Origin of the sequence: Streptomyces finlayi (assembly GCF_014216315.1) — a bacterium.
GTDB lineage: Bacteria > Actinomycetota > Actinomycetes > Streptomycetales > Streptomycetaceae > Streptomyces > Streptomyces finlayi_A.
On the sequence record NZ_CP045702.1, the window covers coordinates 6,734,617 to 6,754,556 of the forward strand.

At 69.9% G+C, this 19,940-nt stretch carries 18 protein-coding genes and 1 pseudogene; 14 read left to right on the forward strand and 5 right to left on the reverse strand.

Going from position 1 to position 19,940, the window contains the following annotated elements; translation table 11 throughout:
- Positions 1 to 74 precede the first annotated feature (74 nt).
- Positions 75 to 1,304 carry a DUF349 domain-containing protein gene (locus tag F0344_RS30905; protein ID WP_185301901.1) on the reverse strand — a complete coding sequence of 410 codons (1,230 nt, stop codon included), beginning with the start codon at positions 1,302 to 1,304 and terminating at the stop codon, positions 75 to 77.
- A gap of 190 nt (positions 1,305 to 1,494) precedes the next feature.
- A complete protein-coding gene (locus F0344_RS30910) occupies positions 1,495 to 2,286 on the reverse strand; it encodes a peptidylprolyl isomerase (protein WP_185301902.1) in 792 nt (263 codons plus the stop codon).
- Between the two features lie 148 nt (positions 2,287 to 2,434).
- Here F0344_RS30910 and F0344_RS30915 point away from each other — a divergent pair, with 148 nt between their 5' ends.
- Entirely contained in the window at positions 2,435 to 3,121 is a 687-nt protein-coding gene (locus tag F0344_RS30915) for an MBL fold metallo-hydrolase (RefSeq protein ID WP_185301903.1), read from the forward strand.
- Between the two features lie 15 nt (positions 3,122 to 3,136).
- Positions 3,137 to 4,417 (forward strand): histidine--tRNA ligase, encoded by a 1,281-nt coding sequence (hisS, locus tag F0344_RS30920; protein ID WP_185301904.1) that lies wholly within the window; start codon positions 3,137 to 3,139, stop codon positions 4,415 to 4,417.
- Here hisS and F0344_RS30925 read toward each other — a convergent pair.
- On the reverse strand, positions 4,326 to 5,048 hold the full coding sequence (locus tag F0344_RS30925; protein WP_308460997.1) for an ATP-binding cassette domain-containing protein: 723 nt from the start codon (positions 5,046 to 5,048) through the stop codon (positions 4,326 to 4,328). The genes hisS and F0344_RS30925 overlap by 92 nt on opposite strands.
- On the opposite strand from F0344_RS30925, the gene F0344_RS30930 reads away from it, so the two are divergent.
- Together F0344_RS30930 and F0344_RS30935 are read left to right on the forward strand one after the other, a co-directional pair.
- On the forward strand, positions 5,025 to 5,660 hold the full coding sequence (locus F0344_RS30930) for a vitamin K epoxide reductase family protein (RefSeq protein ID WP_185301905.1): 636 nt from the start codon (positions 5,025 to 5,027) through the stop codon (positions 5,658 to 5,660). The genes F0344_RS30925 and F0344_RS30930 overlap by 24 nt on opposite strands.
- 44 nt (positions 5,661 to 5,704) lie before the next feature.
- The gene (locus tag F0344_RS30935; protein WP_185301906.1) at positions 5,705 to 7,090 is read left to right on the forward strand and encodes a replication-associated recombination protein A; all 1,386 of its coding nucleotides are present in this window, start codon (positions 5,705 to 5,707) and stop codon (positions 7,088 to 7,090) included.
- A gap of 13 nt (positions 7,091 to 7,103) precedes the next feature.
- On the opposite strand, the gene F0344_RS30940 is transcribed toward F0344_RS30935, so the two are convergent.
- Positions 7,104 to 7,805 (reverse strand): DUF2470 domain-containing protein, encoded by a 702-nt coding sequence (locus F0344_RS30940; protein ID WP_185301907.1) that lies wholly within the window; start codon positions 7,803 to 7,805, stop codon positions 7,104 to 7,106.
- A gap of 193 nt (positions 7,806 to 7,998) precedes the next feature.
- On the opposite strand from F0344_RS30940, the gene rpsD reads away from it, so the two are divergent.
- A complete protein-coding gene (rpsD, locus tag F0344_RS30945) occupies positions 7,999 to 8,613 on the forward strand; it encodes a 30S ribosomal protein S4 (RefSeq protein WP_185301908.1) in 615 nt (204 codons plus the stop codon).
- Positions 8,614 to 8,895: 282 nt separating this feature from the next.
- Here the strand turns inward: rpsD and F0344_RS30950 are convergent.
- Positions 8,896 to 9,671: pseudogene (locus F0344_RS30950) on the reverse strand (ATP-binding protein); the annotation flags it as partial.
- 218 nt (positions 9,672 to 9,889) lie between these two features.
- Between F0344_RS30950 and F0344_RS30955 the strand changes: the two are divergent.
- The 9 genes from F0344_RS30955 (at position 9,890) to aroQ (ending at position 19,917) form a co-directional block, all read left to right on the forward strand.
- Positions 9,890 to 10,339: a DUF948 domain-containing protein gene (locus tag F0344_RS30955; RefSeq protein ID WP_185301909.1), complete on the forward strand. Its 450-nt coding sequence runs from the start codon at positions 9,890 to 9,892 to the stop codon at positions 10,337 to 10,339.
- A gap of 7 nt (positions 10,340 to 10,346) precedes the next feature.
- Positions 10,347 to 10,685, forward strand: coding sequence for a DUF6167 family protein (locus tag F0344_RS30960; RefSeq protein WP_185301910.1), 339 nt, complete (start codon positions 10,347 to 10,349; stop codon positions 10,683 to 10,685).
- Positions 10,685 to 13,354, forward strand: coding sequence for an alanine--tRNA ligase (gene alaS, locus F0344_RS30965; protein ID WP_185301911.1), 2,670 nt, complete (start codon positions 10,685 to 10,687; stop codon positions 13,352 to 13,354). Before F0344_RS30960 ends, alaS begins: the two co-directional genes overlap by 1 nt.
- Before the next feature lie 8 nt (positions 13,355 to 13,362).
- The gene (ruvX, locus tag F0344_RS30970; protein ID WP_185302970.1) at positions 13,363 to 13,836 is read left to right on the forward strand and encodes a Holliday junction resolvase RuvX; all 474 of its coding nucleotides are present in this window, start codon (positions 13,363 to 13,365) and stop codon (positions 13,834 to 13,836) included.
- 96 nt (positions 13,837 to 13,932) lie between these two features.
- Positions 13,933 to 15,678, forward strand: a complete 1,746-nt coding sequence (gene mltG / locus F0344_RS30975) for an endolytic transglycosylase MltG (protein WP_185301912.1) — start codon at positions 13,933 to 13,935, stop codon at positions 15,676 to 15,678.
- Positions 15,675 to 16,502, forward strand: coding sequence for a shikimate dehydrogenase (locus F0344_RS30980; RefSeq protein ID WP_185301913.1), 828 nt, complete (start codon positions 15,675 to 15,677; stop codon positions 16,500 to 16,502). The genes mltG and F0344_RS30980 overlap by 4 nt, the downstream gene beginning before the upstream one ends.
- Before the next feature lie 147 nt (positions 16,503 to 16,649).
- Positions 16,650 to 17,834, forward strand: a complete 1,185-nt coding sequence (gene aroC, locus F0344_RS30985; protein WP_185301914.1) for a chorismate synthase — start codon at positions 16,650 to 16,652, stop codon at positions 17,832 to 17,834.
- Positions 17,831 to 19,480, forward strand: a complete 1,650-nt coding sequence (gene aroB / locus F0344_RS30990; protein WP_185301915.1) for a 3-dehydroquinate synthase — start codon at positions 17,831 to 17,833, stop codon at positions 19,478 to 19,480. The genes aroC and aroB overlap by 4 nt, the downstream gene beginning before the upstream one ends.
- Entirely contained in the window at positions 19,477 to 19,917 is a 441-nt protein-coding gene (aroQ, locus tag F0344_RS30995; protein ID WP_185301916.1) for a type II 3-dehydroquinate dehydratase, read from the forward strand. Before aroB ends, aroQ begins: the two co-directional genes overlap by 4 nt.
- The last annotated feature ends 23 nt before the right edge of the window (positions 19,918 to 19,940 follow it).

The following is a 19,940-nucleotide window of genomic DNA, read 5'->3' on the forward strand; positions in this document are numbered from 1 at the left end:
TGCACACGAAGTGCAGGGGCCCCTCTCTCGTACACATGCGGAGGAGTGCGTACGCGTACACACGGTGGCCGGAATCAGCCGCTGAACTCCTCCAGGCCCTTCAGCGCCTGGTCCAGCAGCGCCTGACGGCCCTCGAGCTCCTTGGCGAGCTTGTCGGCCCTGGCGTTGTTGCCCGAGGCGCGCGCCGTGTCGATCTGCTTCCGCAGCTTGTCCACGGCCGCCTGGAGCTGACCGGTCAGACCCTCGGCACGGGCCCGCGCCTCCGGGTTCGAGCGGCGCCACTCGTTCTCCTCGGCCTCCTGCAGCGCACGCTCCACCGCCTGCATCCGCCCCTCGACCTTCGGGCGGGCGTCACGGGGTACGTGGCCGATGGCCTCCCAGCGCTCGTTGAGGGCACGGAAGGCGGCCCTGGCCGTCTTCAGGTCCTTGACCGGCACCAGCTTCTCGGCCTCGACGGCGAGCTCCTCCTTGACCTTGAGGTTCTCGCCCTGCTCCGCGTCACGCTCGGCGAACACTCCGCCGCGGGCCGCGAAGAAGACGTCCTGCGCACCGCGGAAGCGGTTCCACAGCTCGTCCTCGGACTCCCGCTGTGCGCGGCCCGCCGCCTTCCACTCGGTCATCAGGTCGCGGTACCGGGCGGCCGTCGTACCCCAGTCCGTGGACCCGGAGAGCGCCTCGGCCTCGGCGACCAGCTTCTCCTTGGCCTTACGGGCGTCCTCACGCTGGGCGTCCAGTGCCGCGAAGTGCGCCTTGCGACGCTTGGAGAACGCCGACCGGGCATGCGAGAAGCGGTGCCACAGTTCGTCGTCCGACTTGCGGTCGAGGCGCGGAAGCGCCTTCCACGTGTCGACCAGCGCACGCAGCTGTTCGCCGGCCGAACGCCACTGCTCGCTCTCCGCCAGCTCCTCGGCCTCGACGACGAGCGCCTCCTTGGCGTGGCGCGCCTCGTCGGTCTGCTTCGCCTTCTGGATCCTGCGCTCCTCGCGCCGCGAGTCGACCGTCGCGACGAGCGCGTCCAGCCGGGTGCGCAGGGCGGCGAGGTCGCCGACGGCGTGGTGCTCGTCAATCTGCGTGCGCAGATGACCGATCGCGGCCATCGCGTCCTTGGACGAGAGATCGGTGGTCTTCACCCGCCGTTCGAGGAGGCCGATTTCGACCACCAAGCCCTCGTACTTGCGCTCGAAGTAGGCCAGAGCCTCCTCGGGAGTCCCGGCCTGCCACGATCCGACGACCTGCTCGCCGTCGGCTGTACGCACGTACACGGTGCCTGTCTCGTCGACACGGCCCCACGGGTCGCTGCTCACAGCGCCTCCTCCACCTGATGCCTGCGAGGGGGTTCGCCCCCCGGGCATCGTCCACAGTTTCCTGGGGCGGGCATCGCCCGCCCTGCACAACGTCAATCTAGGCGACCGGCCACCCGGCTGTCCGCACTCAGCGCGGCCGAAATTCTCCGGTCCGCGCCGTGTGCCGTGGTGGGCCGGCCGCCCGGCCGGGTCACGCCTTGTCGACGGCGGCCTTCTCGATGGTGACGGTCTTCTTGGGTGCACCGTCGGCCACGCCACCGGTGACGCCCGCCTCGGCGACCTTCTTGACGGCCTTCAGGCCGGCCTCGTCCATCGTGCCGAACGGGGTGTACGTGGGCGGGAGTCTGGTGTCCTTGTACACCAGGAAGAACTGGCTGCCGCCGGTACCCGGCTGGCCGGTGTTGGCCATCGCCACCGTGCCCGCGGGGAAGGTGACGGTGCCGTCCTTGCCCGCCTTGCCCAGGGCGGTCAGGTTCTCGTCCGGGATGTTGTAGCCGGGACCACCGGTGCCGTCACCCTTGGGATCGCCGCACTGGAGAACGAAAATGCCCTCCGTGGTCAGCCGGTGACACTTCGTGGCGTCGAAGTATCCCTTGTCCGCGAGGGCCTTGAAGGAATTCGTCGTGTGCGGGGTCTTCGCCGCGTCCATGGTGAACGCTATGTCGCCCTGGCTGGTCTTGAGCGACATCGAGTACGTCGACTTCTTGTCGATCTTCATCGCGGGCTCAGGAGCGGCACTCTCGCTCTCGGATGGCGAAGCGGAGGGGCTCGCGCTCGCCGCCGAGTCGGTCTTGTCCTTGCCCTTGTCGTCGTCGCCGATGGAGACGTAGGCACCTGCGCCGATGACCGCCACCACGGCCAGCGCCGACGCGATGACCGCGGTCAGACGCCTGGTCCTCCGGCGGGCTTCCTCCCGGCGCTGCTGCTGCCGCTCGAACTTCTCGCGGGCGAGCTGCCGCCGCCGCTGATCGCTGCTGACCACCGGGTGATCTCCTTGTACGTCGTGTGATCCGGCCTGGGTTGCCCCGTACCGTATATGGGTTAGCTGTGGGATGAGGAGCGCCGGTAGGCTCTGATCTGCCGGATCTGTCTCCACACCCTCTCCCGTCGGACGAACATTAAGGACGATCGTGCTCATTGCCGGGTTCCCCGCCGGGGCCTGGGGGACCAACTGCTATCTGGTCGCCCCCGCCGCAGGCGAGGAGTGCGTGATCATCGATCCAGGGCACCAGGCCACCCAGGGCGTCGAGGAGACGTTGAGGAAGCACCGGCTCAAGCCCGTCGCCGTCGTGCTCACCCATGGCCACATCGACCATGTCGCCTCGGTCGTTCCCGTGTGCGGCGCCCATGACGTCCCTGCCTGGATCCACCCGGAGGACCGGTACATGATGAGCGACCCGGAGAAGGCACTCGGCCGCTCCTTCGGTATGCCTCTCATGGGCGAGCTCACCGTGGGCGAACCGGACGACGTCAAGGAACTGACCGACGGTGCCGTGCTGAACCTGGCCGGTCTGGAGTTCGGTGTCTCGCATGCGCCCGGCCATACCAAGGGGTCGGTGACGTTCAGGATGCCCGAGGCCGCGGATGTTCCGCAGGTTCTCTTCTCGGGCGACCTGCTCTTCGCCGGCTCCGTCGGACGCACCGACCTGCCCGGCGGCAGCCACGCCGAGCTGCTCGAGTCGCTGGCCCGTGTGTGCCTGCCGCTCGACGACTCGACCGTGGTGCTCTCGGGCCACGGCCCCCAGACGACCATCGGCCGCGAGCGCGCCTCCAACCCGTACCTGCACGGTATGGACGCGCCCCGCCGAGGAATGTGACGAGAGAGAAACCCTGTGAGCACCTTCCAGGCCCCCAAGGGCACGTACGATCTGACCCCGCCGCGCTCCGCGAAGTTCCTGGCGGTGCGCGAGGCCATCTCCGCGCCCCTGCGCAACTCCGGCTACGGCTACATCGAGACACCCGGTTTCGAGGACGTGAACCTCTTCGCCCGCGGCGTCGGTGAGTCCACCGACATCGTGTCCAAGGAGATGTACGCCTTCGAGACCAAGGGCGGCGACAAGCTCGCGCTGCGCCCCGAGGGCACCGCGTCCGTGCTGCGCGCCGCGCTGGAGGCCAACCTCCACAAGGCGGGCAACCTCCCCGTGAAGCTGTGGTACTCCGGCTCGTACTACCGCTACGAGCGGCCGCAGGCCGGCCGCTACCGCCACTTCTCCCAGGTCGGCGCCGAGGCCATCGGCACCGAGGACCCGGCGCTCGACGCCGAGCTGATCATCCTGGCCGACCAGGCGTACCGCTCGCTGGGCCTCACGCGGTTCCGCATCCTGCTGAACTCGCTGGGCGACAAGGAGTGCCGCCCCGTCTACCGCGAGGCGCTCCAGGGCTTCCTCCGCGACCTGGACCTGGACCTGGACGAGGAGACCCGTCGGCGCATCGAGATCAACCCGCTCCGGGTCCTCGACGACAAGCGGACCGACGTGCGGAAGCAGCTCGTCGGCGCCCCGATGCTGCGCGACTACCTCTGCGACGCCTGCAAGGCCTACCACGAGGAGGTCCGTGTGCTCCTCACGGCGGCCGGTGTGGTGTACGAGGACGACGAGAAGCTCGTCCGCGGCCTCGACTACTACACGCGCACGACGTTCGAGTTCGTCCACGACGGCCTGGGCTCCCAGTCCGCGGTGGGAGGCGGCGGCCGCTACGACGGGCTGTCCGAGATGATCGGCGGCCCCGCGCTGCCGTCCGTCGGCTGGGCACTGGGTGTGGACCGCACGGTTCTCGCCCTGGAGGCCGAGGGCGTCGAGCTCCCCATTCCCGCCGCCACCAGCGTGTACGCGGTCCCGCTCGGCGAGGAGGCCCGTCGGGTGCTCTTCGGCCTGGTCACGCAGTTGCGGCGCGAGGGCGTGGCGACGGACTTCGCCTTCGGCGGCCGTGGTCTGAAGGGCGCGATGAAGAGCGCGAACCGCTCGGGCGCACGCTTCACCCTCGTCGCGGGCGAACGCGACCTGGCCGAGGGCAACGTCCAGCTCAAGGACATGGAGTCGGGCGAGCAGGAAGCGGTCGCCCTGGCGGACGTGTCCGAGGTGATCCGCGGAAGGCTGAGCGCGCCGGGCGCATGACGCCCGGGGGAGGGGCCGGGCTCGCACCGGGCCCGCCCCCGGTGAACAGCCGACGCCCGGTGTCCAGTTGCCGGACAGCTCCTCGAACCGGGCGTCGGCCTTCTGTTCCGGACCGGCCGGGCCGATGACCTCCCCCGGCGTCGCGGGGCCGGGGGCAGTAGCGGGCGAAGTGGGTCATCGTCTCGCGGACCGTCAACTCGGCGGGCGCCGATTCATCCTGCCGGACGACACCGGTCCGGGAGCGGTTGCGGTGGCCGGCGACGGCCGGGTCGGTGCCGAGGGCCCGCACCGTGCCCTCGGCCCTGCTCCGGTGGCCCTTCGGAGTCCCGGTCGTGGCGCTCGTCCCCGACCCGCTGGGCCCGAGGACGCCGAACACCTCACCAGGCATGATCCGCAGGTCCACGCCGTCCACCGCGGTTACGGGCCCCTGGCATTCGCGGGTCCGCGGACTTCCGCTGCCGGCTCCGCCCCGCAGGGAGCGTCCCGCGCAGCCGTGCTTTCCGTGTCCGCCCGGGCGGACACACGTATGTTCGTCGAACGGTTGACAGCACACGCGGTGCGGCACAATGACGGTGCCCAGCTGGCTACTCAGTGACGGAACGGCGATATGACGACTACAGCGGTAGATCATCCCTCCTCGGGCCAGGCAGAGGACGGTGGGAGGAGGACCATCGGGGGCAGTCGCGCGCTGGCACTGCTTCTGGTGATCACGGGTGCGGCCGGACTCCTGGCCGCCTGGGTCATCACCATCGACAAGTTCAAGCTGCTCGAAGACCCCAGCTTCACCCCGGGATGCAGCCTCAATCCGGTTGTCGCGTGCGGCAACATCATGAAGAGCGAGCAGGCGTCCGCCTTCGGGTTCCCGAACCCGATGCTCGGGCTCGTCACCTACGCGATGGTGATCTGCATCGGCATGGGACTGCTCGCCGGCGCCCGGTTCCGCCCCTGGTTCTGGCTCGGCCTGAACGCGGGCACGCTGTTCGGCGTCGGCTTCTGCACCTGGCTCCAGTACCAGTCGCTCTACAACATCAACTCGCTCTGCCTCTGGTGCTGCCTCGCCTGGGTCGCCACGATCGTCATGTTCTGCTACGTCACCACGCACAACATCAAGCACGGCGTCCTGCCCGCTCCCCGCTGGCTGCGGAACAACCTGCTGGAGTTCCACTGGGTGCCGCCCGTGCTCTGGATCGGCGTCATCGGCATGCTGATCCTGACCCGCTGGTGGGACTTCTGGACCAGCTGACGGGTCCGGCGGCGCTGTCAGCGGGGTGACATAGGCTTCACGACGTGGAGCCCGATCTCTTTACCGCAGCCGCCGAAGACCGTCACGAGAAGGACCCGTCCGCCAGCCCGCTCGCTGTTCGAATGCGTCCCCGTACGGTCGACGAGGTCGTCGGTCAGCAGCACCTGCTCAAACCGGGCTCACCCCTGCGCCGTCTCGTGGGGGAAGGCGGCGGCGGACCCGCCGGACCGTCCTCGGTGATCCTCTGGGGGCCGCCGGGCACCGGCAAGACGACCTTGGCCTACGTGGTCAGCAAGGCGACGAACAAGCGCTTCGTGGAGCTCTCGGCGATCACCGCGGGAGTCAAGGAAGTCCGCGCCGTCATCGAGAGCGCACGCCGGGCCACCGGGGGCTACGGCAAGGAGACCGTCCTCTTCCTCGACGAGATCCACCGCTTCTCCAAGGCCCAGCAGGACTCGCTCCTACCGGCGGTGGAGAACCGCTGGGTGACGCTGATCGCGGCGACCACCGAGAACCCGTACTTCTCGATCATCTCCCCCCTGCTCTCGCGCTCCCTGCTGCTCACCCTGGAACCGCTGACCGACGACGATCTGCTGGCGCTGCTCACGCGCGCCCTGACCGACGAGCGCGGGCTCGGCGGTGCGGTGACGCTGGCCGAGGACGCGCAGACGCATCTGCTGCGCATCGCGGGAGGTGACGCCCGCCGGGCACTGACGGCGCTGGAGGCGGCGGCCGGGGCCGCACTGGCGACAGACGAGCAGGAGATCACCCTCCAGACCGTCGAGGACACCGTCGACCGGGCCGCCGTGAAGTACGACAGGGACGGCGACCAGCACTACGACGTGGCGAGCGCCCTCATCAAGTCCATCCGCGGCTCGGACGTGGACGCGGCGCTGCATTACCTGGCCCGGATGATCGAGGCGGGGGAGGACCCGCGCTTCATCGCCCGGCGGCTGATGATCTCGGCCAGCGAGGACATCGGGCTGGCCGACCCGACGGCACTGCCCACGGCGGTCGCGGCAGCCCAGGCCGTGGCCATGATCGGCTTCCCCGAGGCGGCGCTCACCCTCAGCCACGCCACCATCGCGCTGGCGCTGGCCCCCAAGTCCAATGCGGCGACGCTGGCGATCTCGGCCGCCCAGGAGGACGTAAGGAAAGGGCTCGCGGGCCCTGTTCCGGCCCATCTGCGCGACGGCCACTACAAGGGCGCGGCCAAGCTCGGTCACGCCCAGGGCTATGTCTACCCCCATGACGTCCCCGGTGGCATCGCCGCCCAGCAGTACGCGCCGGACGCCGTGCGCGACAGGCGTTACTACACACCGACGCGATACGGCGCGGAGGCGCGGTACGCGGATGTGGTGGACCGGGTGAGGGAGCGGCTGGGCCGGGCCGGCTCCGACGGCGCGGCCGGGAGTTCCGGTCCGGCCTGACCGGCGGGTCCGGTCAGCAGGACGCCGCTTCGAAGAGGGTGTGCATGGCCCGGCGCAGTCCGCCGACGTCCTGCACGGGCTCGGGAAATTCGAAGCGCGCGTCGAAGCACGAGTTGTGTGCCTCGACGAAGCGCACCCGCAGACCGAAGCGGTCGAGGGCCACCGGGACGGCGGACGGCCGAGGGGCCGCGCGGTCACAGGCGGTGCGCGCGCCGAGCAGAGCGCGGAGCATCCCCATCCGGTCGCTGTGCGCCGCGTGCAGGTGCTGGAGCAGTTCCGCCTCGTGCGCGACGAGCGGGTCAGCGGCGGCGTCGCGGAACGCTTCGGGTTCGACGTCCTGCGCTCCCCACAGATCGTCGACGTACGCCTCCGCCGTTTCGAGCCGCAGCAACATCCGGCCGGGCTGTGCCGGACCCGGCACGGCGGTGAGCCGGCCGGAGATCCAGGCGCGGCCGCGGATGCGGTGCGGGACGGAGACCGGCGCGACATCGGTGAGCTCCAGCACGGCACCGAGTCCGTCGCCCTGGGCGCGCGTCGCGGCCCGTACGGCAGGGGAGCCGACGGGGAATTCGAGGAACAGGTCCCCCTCGGGACCTACGCTGCGGGAGCTGGGCACCAGGTGGTCGGGGCAGGGCACATCGAGCCCCGGTACGACCAGTGCCGCAGAGCAGGTACTCTGTACGAGAGTTCGTGTGCGCTCGGCTGCTGACGGCATCCGAGTGTTTTCAAGCCCGCTGGGACGCGGCTGACCACGATCAGATCGGCCTTCCGTCGTAGCGGCGCCCTCGTGCGCGCCGCCGCTGTCTGTGTTGTCCGTGACGTCTGTGGTGTTCCCAGGGCGAGACATGCGATCTCCTTGGGTTAGGTAATCCTTACCTAACTTAACCTATAACGGAGGTCTGGAGAACGTGCCTAACCAGTCGCGTCCCAAGGTCAAGAAGTCGCGTGCCCTCGGCATCGCTCTGACGCCGAAGGCTGTCAAGTACTTCGAAGCTCGTCCGTACCCGCCGGGCGAGCACGGCCGTGGCCGCAAGCAGAACTCGGACTACAAGGTCCGTCTGCTCGAGAAGCAGCGCCTCCGCGCGCAGTACGACATCAGCGAGCGCCAGATGGCGCGCGCCTACGACCGCGCCAAGAAGGCCGGAGGCAAGACGGGCGAGGCGCTGGTCGTCGAGCTCGAGCGTCGCCTCGACGCCCTGGTCCTGCGTTCGGGCATCGCCCGCACCATCTACCAGGCCCGCCAGATGGTCGTTCACGGCCACATCGAGGTCAACGGTGGCAAGGTCGACAAGCCGTCGTTCCGCGTCCGTCCCGACGACGTCGTGATGGTCCGCGAGCGCAGCCGCTCCAAGGTCCCCTTCCAGGTGGCCCGCGAGGGTGGTTACGACACCGACGGTGAGACCCCGCGCTACCTCCAGGTGAACCTGAAGGCCCTGGCCTTCCGCCTGGACCGGGACCCGAACCGCAAGGAAATCCCGGTTATCTGCGACGAGCAGCTCGTCGTCGAGTACTACGCCCGCTGATCCAGGCGTAGCTCACTCAACCGAGCTCGGGCCCGCCCCTCCCTGTTGTCCGGGAGGCGGCGGGCCTTCGCGTTTCCCCCGGCCCCGGGAAGACGCCGGTCCCCGAAGGGCCGGCCGGGGGCCGCGGCCCGCCGGACAGCGCCCTCGATACGGCCGTGTCCAGGCTCAGCCGCTCACCCGCACGCCGCCGCGCTTCGTACCTCTCCTCGCCCAGCTCCCCACGGGCACGCTCCTCGCACTGGGCCTGCGGCAGCCCGTAGTAGGACGAACCGAACAGCGGCAGGCCGACCGAAGGCCAGATCCGCGCGGCGGCCCCTGCAGCACGGCGGCCTCGTCCGCATCCCCGTCGATGAGTATCTGTTCCACGGAGAGGGCTCGCAGTCGTCCTGCCGCCAGTTCGAGCGCCAGCGGAATCCCGTCGAGGCGGCGGCAGAGTTCACGTACGGCGCTCCTGTCGCGGTCGGTCAGCCGGAAGTCGGGCCGTACCGCGCGGGCCCGTTCGGCGAACAGTTCCACCGCGTCCCGCTCGGTCATCGGCGTGAGGAGAAAGGTCACCTCGCCGTCTCCACCCGCAGGGGCCGCCGCACGGCGGTCAGGACACGGAGTCCGGGTGCGCGGCGCAGCAGGTCCCTGACGAGTGCCGCCTCGGTCATCTGCTCGAAGCCGTCTATCACGAGCAGGAGTTGACGTGCGGCAAGGCGTTCAACGAGCGTGGCGCGTGGCGGTCTGCTCGTGTGGTCGGTCAGCCCGAGGGCGTCGGCCAGCGAGTGTTCGAGCAGCGCCGGATCATGGACGGCCGACAGCTCGGCGATCCAGACGCCATGGCAGTACCGTCTCTCCAGTAGCCCGGCGACCCGGGTGACACAGCGGGTCTTGCCGGCCCCGCCCACCCCTGCGACCGTCACCGGCCTGGACTCCTCCAGCAGCCGCCGCAGTTCGGCCGGCTCGTCGTCGCGGCCCACGAACCTGTTCAGTTCCGCGGGCAGATCGCCTCGGACGGCGGGGGAGCGGGGGCCCGGATCGCCGGGTGCGGAGTAGGGGCGCTGAGGGCGTCGCACAGAACACGCAGAGTACGGGCTCGAAAGCTCTCCGTGCAGTTTCTCTCCGGCAGCCCCGGCCCCGCCCACCGGTAATGCGGTACAGGGCCTGACGCCCGGCGCGATAGGCTCGTGGGACGACGATTCCCTGTGATGACAGGGGTCGGCGGCCGAGCAGAGACAAGCCCCGGACGGGGCGGGCGACGAGCAGAGAGCGGTGCACTGTGTCCGGTGGAGAGGTGGCCGGGATCCTGGTGGCCGTCTTCTGGGCGATCCTGGTTTCGTTCCTCGCCGTGGTGCTGGTGAGGCTGGCCCAGACGCTCAGGGCGACCACGAAACTCGTGGCGGACGTGACCGAGCAGGCCGTCCCGCTGCTCGCCGACGCGTCCGCGACGGTCCGTTCCGCGCAGACCCAGCTCGACAAGGTCGACGCGATCGCGGCGGACGTCCAGGAGGTCACCTCCAACGCGTCCGCGCTCTCCACGACCGTCGCATCGACCTTCGGCGGGCCGCTCGTCAAGGTCGCCGCTTTCGGCTACGGGGTACGGCAGGCGATCGGCCGCAGGTCCGCCCCGGAACCGGAGCCCGCCGGCCGGCCCTCCCGTCGGTCGGTGGTCGTCGGCCGTACAGTGCCATCCGCCCGAGGTAAGAAGCGGAACGGCCGAAGTTCCCGCGGACAGAAGGACTGACGCAGCGATGTTCCGCCGTACGTTCTGGTTCACCGCAGGCGCCGCAGCCGGCGTCTGGGCCACCACCAAGGTCAACCGAAAAATCAAGCAGCTGACCCCCGAGAGCCTCGCGGCGCAGGCCGCCGACAAGGCGATCGAGACGGGTCACAAGCTCAAGGACTTCGCCCTCGACGTGCGCGAAGGCATGATCCGGCGCGAGGCCGAACTGGGCGGGGCGCTGGGCCTGGAGGCACCGGTCGACCCCGAACTCCCCGTACGGCAGCACTACGCCGTCGAAGCGGCGGACTCCGCCACCCCACACCGCACGCTCCCCTACACGTCGTACAACCGGAATGAGGACCACTGATGGAGTCGGCCGAAATTCGCCGCCGCTGGCTGAGCTTCTTCGAGGAGCGCGGTCACACCGTCGTCCCTTCGGCGTCGCTCATCGCGGACGACCCGACTCTGCTCCTGGTCCCGGCGGGCATGGTCCCCTTCAAGCCGTACTTCCTCGGCGAGGTCAAGCCGCCCGCCCCGCGCGTCACCAGCGTGCAGAAGTGCGTCCGTACGCCGGACATCGAAGAGGTCGGCAAGACCACCCGGCACGGCACGTTCTTCCAGATGTGCGGCAACTTCTCCTTCGGTGACTACTTCAAGGAAGGGGCCATCCAGTACGCCTGGGAGGCCCTGACCAACTCCGTCGCAGACGGCGGCTTCGGACTCGACCCCGAGCGCCTGTGGATCACGGTCTACCTCGACGACGACGAGGCCGAGCAGATCTGGCGCGACAAGATCGGGGTCCCCGCCGAGCGCATCCAGCGCCTGGGCAAGAAGGACAACTTCTGGTCCATGGGCGTCCCAGGTCCCTGCGGCCCCTGTTCCGAGATCAACTACGACCGCGGCCCCGAGTTCGGTGTCGAGGGCGGTCCCGCCGTCAACGACGAGCGCTACGTGGAGATCTGGAACCTGGTCTTCATGCAGTACGAGCGGGGCGCCGGTGACGGCAAGGAGGACTTCCCGATCCTCGGCGACCTGCCGTCGAAGAACATCGACACGGGTCTCGGCCTCGAACGCCTCGCCATGATCCTGCAGGGCGTGCAGAACATGTACGAGACCGACACCCTGCGTGTCGTCATGGACAAGGCCACCGAGCTCACCGGCGTGCGGTACGGCGCCGAGCCGGGCACGGACGTCCAGCTCCGCGTCGTCGCCGACCACATCCGTACGTCCGTGATGCTCATCGGCGACGGTGTCACCCCCGGCAACGAGGGCCGCGGCTACGTGCTGCGCCGCATCATGCGCCGCGCCATCCGCAACATGCGGCTGATGGGCGCCACCGGCTCGGTCGCCGGTGAGCTGACCGACGTCGTGATCAACACGATGGGGCAGCAGTACCCGGAGCTCATCACCGACCGCAAGCGCATCGAGACGGTCGCCCTCGCCGAGGAGGCCGCCTTCCTCAAGGCCCTCAAGGGCGGCACCAACATCCTCGAAACGGCCGTCACGGAGACCAAGGCCGCCGGCGGACAGGTCCTGGCCGGTGACAAGGCGTTCCTGCTCCACGACACCTGGGGCTTCCCGATCGACCTCACCCTGGAGATGGCCGCCGAACAGGGCCTCTCCGTGGACGAGGACGGCTTCCGCCGCCTCATGCAGGAGCAGCGGGACAAGGCCAAGGCCGACGCCAAGGCCAAGAAGACCGGTCACGCCGACCTGTCGGCCTACCGCGAGGTCGCCGACTCCTCGGGCACCACCGAGTTCACCGGCTACACCAGCACCGAGGGCGAGTCGAGGATCGTCGGCCTGCTCGTCGACGGTGTGCCCTCGCCCGCAGCCTCCGAGGGCGACGAGGTCGAGATCGTCCTCGACCGCACCCCGTTCTACGCCGAGGGCGGCGGCCAGCTCGCCGACCAGGGCCGGATCCGGCTCGACACCGGCGCCGTCGTCCAGGTCCGCGACGTACAGCAGCCGGTCCCGGGCGTCTCCGTCCACAAGGGCTCGGTCCAGGTGGGAGAGGTCACGGTCGGCGCCGCCGCCTACGCCTCCATCGACAACACCCGCCGCCGCGCCATCGCCCGCGCCCACAGCGCCACGCACCTCACGCACCAGGCACTGCGCGACGCCCTCGGCCCGACCGCTGCCCAGGCCGGTTCGGAGAACTCGCCCGGCCGCTTCCGTTTCGACTTCGGCTCGCCCGCCGCCGTACCCGGCACGGTCCTCGTCGACGTCGAGCAGAAGATCAACGAGGTCCTGGCCCGCGAACTCGACGTCCAGGCCGAGGTCATGTCGATCGACGACGCCAAGAAGCAGGGCGCCATCGCCGAGTTCGGCGAGAAGTACGGCGAGCGGGTCCGCGTCGTCACCATCGGCGACTTCTCCAAGGAGCTGTGCGGCGGTACGCACGTCCACAACACGGCCCAGCTGGGTCTGGTGAAGCTGCTCGGCGAGTCGTCGATCGGTTCCGGTGTGCGCCGCATCGAGGCTCTCGTCGGTGTCGACGCGTACAACTTCCTCGCCAAGGAGCACACGGTCGTCGCCCAGCTCCAGGAGCTGGTGAAGGGCCGCTCCGAGGAGCTTCCGGAGAAGATCGCCTCCATGCTCGGCAAGCTGAAGGAAGCCGAGAAGGAGATCGAGAAGTTCCGCGGGGAGAAGGTCCTCCAGGCCGCCGCCGGACTCGTCGAGTCGGCCAAGGACGTCCGGGGCGTCGCCCTGGTCACCGGACAGGTGCCCGACGGCACGTCCGCCGACGACCTGCGCAGGCTCGTGCTGGACGTCCGCGGACGCATCCAGGGCGGCCGCCCGGCCGTCGTGGCCCTGTTCACCACGGCCAACGGCCGCCCGCTGACGGTCATCGCCACCAACGAGGCCGCCCGTGAGCGCGGTCTCAAGGCCGGCGACCTGGTCCGTACGGCCGCCAAGACCCTTGGTGGCGGTGGCGGTGGCAAGCCGGACGTCGCCCAGGGCGGTGGCACGAACCCGGGCGCCATCGGCGACGCCGTATCCGCTGTGGAACGCCTCGTCACCGAGACGGCGTGACGCCGGACATGTCGCAGATGCGCCGCGGTCGCCGACTGGCGATCGATGTCGGGGACGCCCGGATCGGGGTCGCCTCGTGCGACCCCGACGGGATCCTCGCCACGCCGGTGGAGACCGTGCCGGGACGCGATGTCCCGGCCGCCCACCGGCGGCTGGGGCAGATCGTCGAGGAGTACGAGCCGATCGAGGTCATCATCGGTCTGCCGCGATCCCTCAGCGGGGGCGAGGGCCCCGCAGCCGCCAAGGTGCGGCTGTTCGCCCAGGTGTTCGCCCGCACGGTCGCACCCATTCCGGTGCGACTGCTGGACGAGAGGATGACCACAGTGACGGCCACTCAGGGACTGCGCGCCTCGGGCGTGAAGTCCAAGAAGGGCCGGTCTGTGATTGATCAGGCTGCCGCTGTGGTGATCCTTCAGAACGCTCTGGAGTCCGAACGGGCGTCGGGCAGGGCTCCGGGCGAGGGCGTCGAAGTGGTTGTCTGATCGCGATACGGTAACGTTCCGCGCGATGCGGCGGTGTTCGAACAAACACTGCACAGCAAAGAGGCGGAACGTCGTCTCGCGGCACGTAGGGGATCGATGACTGAGTATGGCCGGGGTCCCGGCTCCGAAGCGTGGCATCCCGAGGACCCGTTGTACGGGGAGCAGGGATGGGACGGCCAGCACGCTGCCCACGGCCAGAACCAGTACGGCGGCCAGGACCAGTACGGCGTTCAGCAGCAGCCCTACCCGCAGGACCCGTACTCCCAGCAGCAGGACCCGTACGCCCAGCAGCAGTACGCGCAGGAGCAGCAGCAGTACGGCACTCCGCAGGACCCGTACGCGCACCAGCACCAGCAGCACCAGCCGCCGCCGCAGCAGCACCAGCCGCCGCAGCAGCCCCAGTACAACGGCGGCTGGGACACCGGTCACCAGGCCGCCATGCCGTACGGCGGTCAGCCCCATGACCCGTACGGGCAGCAGCCGGCCGGCTACGGCGAACAGCAGGACCACTACGGCACGCCCGAGGCGTACCCGCCGCCGCAGCCTCCCGGGCGCCGCGAGGCCGTGCCCGAGCAGCAGTCACCGGACTGGAATCCGGACGTACCCCAGGAAGAGACCCACCCCTTCTTCACGGGCGCGGACGAGCCGGCCGGTGGCCGCGACGCACGGGACGACGAGTACGACGACGAACACGAGGACGACTCGCGCGCGTCACGCCGTGGCGGGCGCGGCGGAAACGAACGCCGGGGCAAGGGCAAGAAGAAGAGCCGCAGCGGCTGCGCCTGCCTGGTTGTCTCGGTGGCCCTCGTCGGGGGTCTCGGGGGAGTGACCTATCTGGGTTACTCGTATTACAAGGGACAGTTCGGCGAGGCGCCCGACTACGCGGGTGACGGCTCCGGCGAGGTCGAGGTGGAGATCCCGAAAGGCGCGCTCGGCGGTGAGATCGCGAACATCCTCAAGAAGAACGGCGTGGTCAAATCCGTCGACGCTTTTGTTTCGGCACAGAATGCCAATCCCCGGGGCAAGTCCATTCAGGCCGGTGTCTATCTCCTCAAGGAGGAGATGTCGGCGGACAGCGCCGTGACGATGATGCTGGACCCGAAGAGTCAGAATCCCCTCGTGATTCCCGAGGGAACCAAGAACTTCGAGGTCTACGCCATGATCGACGAGCGGCTCGGGCTCAAGAAGGGCAGCACCGACAAGGTCGCCGATACGCATGCGGAGAGCTTGGGGCTGCCGGACTGGGCCGAGGACAATCCCGAGGTCAAGGACCCGCTGGAAGGGTTCCTCTACCCGGCCGCGTACCCGGTTTCCAAGGGGTCCAAGCCCGAGGACACGCTGAAACGCATGGTCTCCCGGGCCAACGAGGAGTACGAGAAGGCCGAGGTCGAGGAGAAGGCCACCAAGCTGGGTCTCAAGAATCCTTGGCAGCTCATCACGGTCGCGAGCCTCGTACAGGTCGAGGGCAAGTACAAGCACGACTTCGACAAGGTCGCGCGGGTCGTGTACAACCGCCTCAAGCCCGGCAATACCGAAACGGTCGGCAGGCTCGAATTCGACTCCACGGTCAACTACATCAAGGGTCAGAGCACGCTGGACCTCGGCCCGGTGGACGAACTCCGGAAGATCGACGACCCCTACAACACGTACAGGATCCAGGGGCTTCCGGCCGGCCCGATCAGTAACCCCGGCACGGACGCGCTGCACTCGGCGATGAACCCGGCGTCCGGTCCCTGGTACTACTTCGTCTCCGTCACCGAGGACAAGACCGTCTTCGCCGTGACGAACGAGGAGCACGAGCGCAACCGGCAGAAGTACGAGGACGAGAAGGCCAGACAGTGAGCTCCATCCGTCGGGCCGCCGTTCTCGGCTCTCCCATCGCCCACTCGCTGTCCCCGGTGCTGCACCGCGCCGCCTACGCGGAACTCGGCCTCGCCCACTGGTCGTACGACCGCTTCGAGGTGGACGAGGAAGCACTTCCCGGATTCATCGGGGGACTGGACCGCTCCTGGGCCGGACTCTCACTGACCATGCCGCTCAAGCGCGCGATCATCCCCCTGCTGGACGAGATCAGCGGGACCGCGGCCTCGGTCGAGGCGGTCAACACCGTGGTCTTCACCGAGGACGGCCGGCGCGTCGGCGACAACACCGACATCCCCGGGATGATCGCGGCACTGCGCGAACGCGGCGTGGAGAAGGTGGACTCGGCCGCTGTCCTCGGCGCGGGAGCCACCGCTTCCTCCGCTCTCGCCGCCCTCGCCGTAATCTGCGCAGGACCGGTCACGGCCTACGTGCGCAGCCCGGAACGGGCCGACGAGATGCGCGCCTGGGGCGAGCGCCTCGCCGTGGACGTACGGATCGCCGACTGGGCGGACAGCGCCCGGGCACTGAGCGCCCCGCTGGTCCTCGCCACCACGCCGGCCGGGGCCACGGACGCACTGGCCGCGGCCGTACCCGAGGCTCCGGGCACGCTGTTCGACGTGTTGTACGAGCCCTGGCCGACCGCGCTCGCGGCAGCCTGGTCCGCCCACAAGGGTGCAGTCGTCGGAGGTCTCGACCTCCTCGTGCATCAGGCGGTCCTCCAGGTGGAACAGATGACGGGCCGCGCTCCGGCCCCCCTCGCCGCCATGCGGCACGCGGGAGAACAGGCACTCGCGGCACGCTGAAGCCCCCCGGCCGACCGGCCGGGCCGTCCGTCTGCTGGACCGGCGGCCGGTTCGCGGCCCCGGCCGTGGGAGGATCGGAGGCGGCGGGCCAGGGCCGCGCACCCGGTCGCGCCGTTGGATTTTCAGGCGCGAGCATGAGGAGCACCGTTGAGCAGGTTGCGCTGGCTGACCGCGGGGGAGTCGCACGGCCCCGCACTCGTGGCGACGCTGGAGGGTCTTCCCGCCGGTGTCCCGATCACCACGGAGATGGTGGCGGACGCGCTCGCCCGGCGGCGGCTCGGCTACGGCCGCGGCGCGCGGATGAAGTTCGAGAAGGACGAGGTCACCTTCCTGGGCGGTGTCCGGCACGGCCTCACCATGGGGTCGCCCGTCGCCGTCATGGTCGGCAACACCGAGTGGCCCAAGTGGGAACAGGTCATGTCGGCCGACCCCGTTGACCCCGAAGAGCTGGCCAAGCTGGCCCGTAACGCCCCGCTGACCCGCCCCCGCCCCGGTCACGCCGACCTCGCGGGGATGCAGAAGTACGGCTTCGACGAGGCCCGGCCCATCCTGGAGCGCGCCAGCGCCCGCGAGACCGCGGCCCGTGTCGCGCTCGGTGCGGTCGCCCGGTCGTACCTCAAGGAGACCGCGGGCATCGAGATCGTCAGCCACGTCGTCGAGCTGGCCGCCGCGAAGGCGCCGTACGGCGTCTACCCCACGCCCGCCGATGTCGGGAAGCTCGACGCGGACCCCGTGCGCTGCCTGGACGCCGACGCGTCGAAGGCGATGGTCGCCGAGATCGACCAGGCCCACAAGGACGGCGACACGCTCGGCGGCGTCGTCGAGGTGCTCGCGTACGGAGTGCCGGTCGGCCTTGGTTCGCACGTGCACTGGGACCGTCGTCTCGACGCCCGCCTCGCCGCCGCGCTGATGGGTATTCAGGCGATCAAGGGCGTCGAGGTCGGCGACGGCTTCGACCTGGCCCGCGTGCCCGGCTCCAAGGCGCACGACGAAATCCTGGTCACCGAGGACGGCATCAAGCGCGCGTCCGGGCGGGCCGGCGGCACCGAGGGTGGTCTGACCACCGGCGAACTGCTTCGGGTCCGCGCCGCGATGAAGCCCATCGCCACCGTGCCCCGCGCCCTCGCCACCATCGACGTCGTCACGGGTGAGCCCGCCAAGGCGCACCACCAGCGCTCCGATGTCTGTGCCGTTCCGGCCGCCGGCATCGTCGCCGAGGCGATGGTCGCCCTGGTCCTGGCCGACGCGGTCGCGGAGAAGTTCGGCGGCGACAGCGTTCCCGAGACCCACCGCAACGTGCAGTCGTACCTCGACCACCTGCGGATCCGATGAGCCGCCCCCTGGTCGTCCTCGTCGGCCCCATGGGCGTCGGAAAGTCCACGGTCGGTGAACTGCTCGCCGAGCGGCTCGGTACCACCTACCGGGACACCGACGCGGACATCGTGGCCACCGCGGGCAAGCCGATTCCGGAGATCTTCTACGACGAGGGCGAGGACCACTTCCGTGCACTGGAGCGGCAGGCCGTACGCGCCGCCGTCGCCGAGCACACGGGTGTCCTCTCCCTCGGCGGCGGCGCCGTCCTCGACGCGACGACCCGCGAGCTGCTCGCGGACCACACCGTCGTCTACCTCTCGATGGACGTCGACGAGGCGGTCAAGCGGGTCGGGCTCAACACCGCCCGGCCCCTGCTCGCCGTCAACCCGCGCCGGCAGTGGCGCGAGCTGATGGAGGCCCGCCGTCACCTGTACGCAGAGGTGGCCCGAACGACCGTCGCCACCGACGACCGCACCCCCGACGAGGCCGCGCAGGCGGTCCTCGACGCACTGGAACTGCCGGAGCGCACGGGCGACGGCCCCGTACCGCACGGCCGGGAGAACACACGCATGACGGAGCAGGCACCCACTCGCATCCAGATCGCGGGCACCGCGGGCACCGAGCCGTACGAGGTACTGGTCGGCCGTCAGCTGCTCGGTGAACTGCCCACCCTCATCGGCAACCGAGCCAAGCGGGTCGCGGTGCTGCACCCCGAGGCACTCGCCGAGACCGGCGAGGCGGTCCGTGAGGACCTCGCCTCCCAGGGGTACGAGGCCATCGCCATCCAGCTGCCGAACGCCGAGGAGGCCAAGACCGTCGAGGTCGTGGCGTACTGCTGGAAGGCGCTCGGCCAGACCGGCTTCACCCGCACCGATGTCATCGTCGGCATCGGTGGCGGTGCCACCACCGACGTGGCGGGGTTCGTCGCCGCCAGCTGGCTGCGCGGCGTCCGCTGGATCGCCGTGCCCACCACCGTCCTCGGCATGGTCGACGCCGCCGTCGGCGGCAAGACCGGCATCAACACGGCCGAGGGCAAGAACCTCGTGGGCGCGTTCCACCCGCCCGCCGGGGTCCTGTGCGACCTCGCCGCCCTCGACTCGCTGCCGGTCAACGACTACGTGTCGGGCATGGCCGAGATCATCAAGGCCGGTTTCATCGCCGACCCGGCCATCCTCGACCTGGTCGAGGCCGACCCCGAAGGCGCCCGTACGCCCGCCGGACAGCACACCGCCGAGCTGATCGAGCGGTCGATCCGGGTCAAGGCGGAGGTCGTGTCCAGCGACCTCAAGGAGTCCGGCCTGCGGGAGATCCTCAACTACGGGCACACCCTCGCGCACGCCATCGAGAAGAACGAGCGCTACAAGTGGCGCCACGGCGCCGCCGTCTCGGTCGGCATGGTCTTCGCCGCCGAGCTGGGCCGGCTCGCGGGCCGGCTCGACGACGCCACCGCCGACCGGCACCGCGCCATCCTTGAGTCCGTGGGGCTGCCGCTCACCTACCGCGGCGACCAGTGGCCCAAGCTGCTGGAGAACATGAAGGTCGACAAGAAGTCCCGCGGCGACCTCCTGCGCTTCATTGTCCTCGACGGCCTGGGCAAGCCCACGGTCCTCGAAGGCCCCGACCCGGCCGTCCTGCTCGCCGCCTACGGGGAGGTCTCCGCGTGAACCGCAGGGTCCTCGTGCTCAACGGACCGAACCTCGGGCGCCTCGGCTCCCGCGAACCCGACGTGTACGGCGCGACCTCCTACGCCGGGCTCATCGAAACCTGCCAGACGCTCGGCAAGGAGCTCGGCTTCGACGTCGACGTACGCGAGACCAACGACGAGGGCCAGATGATCCGCTGGCTCCACGACGCGGCGGACGGTTCAATTCCGGTCGTTCTCAACCCGGGTGCGTTCACGCACTACTCGTACGGGATGCGCGACGCGGCCGCCCAGCGCACCGCCCCGCTGATCGAGGTGCACATCTCGAATCCGTACGCACGGGAGGAATTCCGGCACACGTCGGTGGTCGCGCCCGTGGCCACCGGTACCGTGGCCGGATTCGGCATCGGCTCGTACCGGCTCGCCCTGCGGGCCCTGGCCGACGAACTCGGCGTCTGATCCGTCGGCACATCGGCCGACGG

Coding starts and splice junctions, on each gene's coding strand:
- aroB (WP_185301915.1), top strand. CDS start 17,831: ATGAGCCGCCCCCTGGTCGTCCTCGTCGGCCCCATGGGCGTCGGAAAG.
- alaS (WP_185301911.1), top strand. CDS start 10,685: ATGGAGTCGGCCGAAATTCGCCGCCGCTGGCTGAGCTTCTTCGAGGAG.
- F0344_RS30940 (WP_185301907.1), bottom strand. CDS start 7,805: ATGCCGTCAGCAGCCGAGCGCACACGAACTCTCGTACAGAGTACCTGC.
- F0344_RS30960 (WP_185301910.1), top strand. CDS start 10,347: ATGTTCCGCCGTACGTTCTGGTTCACCGCAGGCGCCGCAGCCGGCGTC.
- ruvX (WP_185302970.1), top strand. CDS start 13,363: ATGTCGCAGATGCGCCGCGGTCGCCGACTGGCGATCGATGTCGGGGAC.
- F0344_RS30930 (WP_185301905.1), top strand. CDS start 5,025: ATGACGACTACAGCGGTAGATCATCCCTCCTCGGGCCAGGCAGAGGAC.
- mltG (WP_185301912.1), top strand. CDS start 13,933: ATGACTGAGTATGGCCGGGGTCCCGGCTCCGAAGCGTGGCATCCCGAG.
- F0344_RS30925 (WP_308460997.1), bottom strand. CDS start 5,048: ATGATCTACCGCTGTAGTCGTCATATCGCCGTTCCGTCACTGAGTAGC.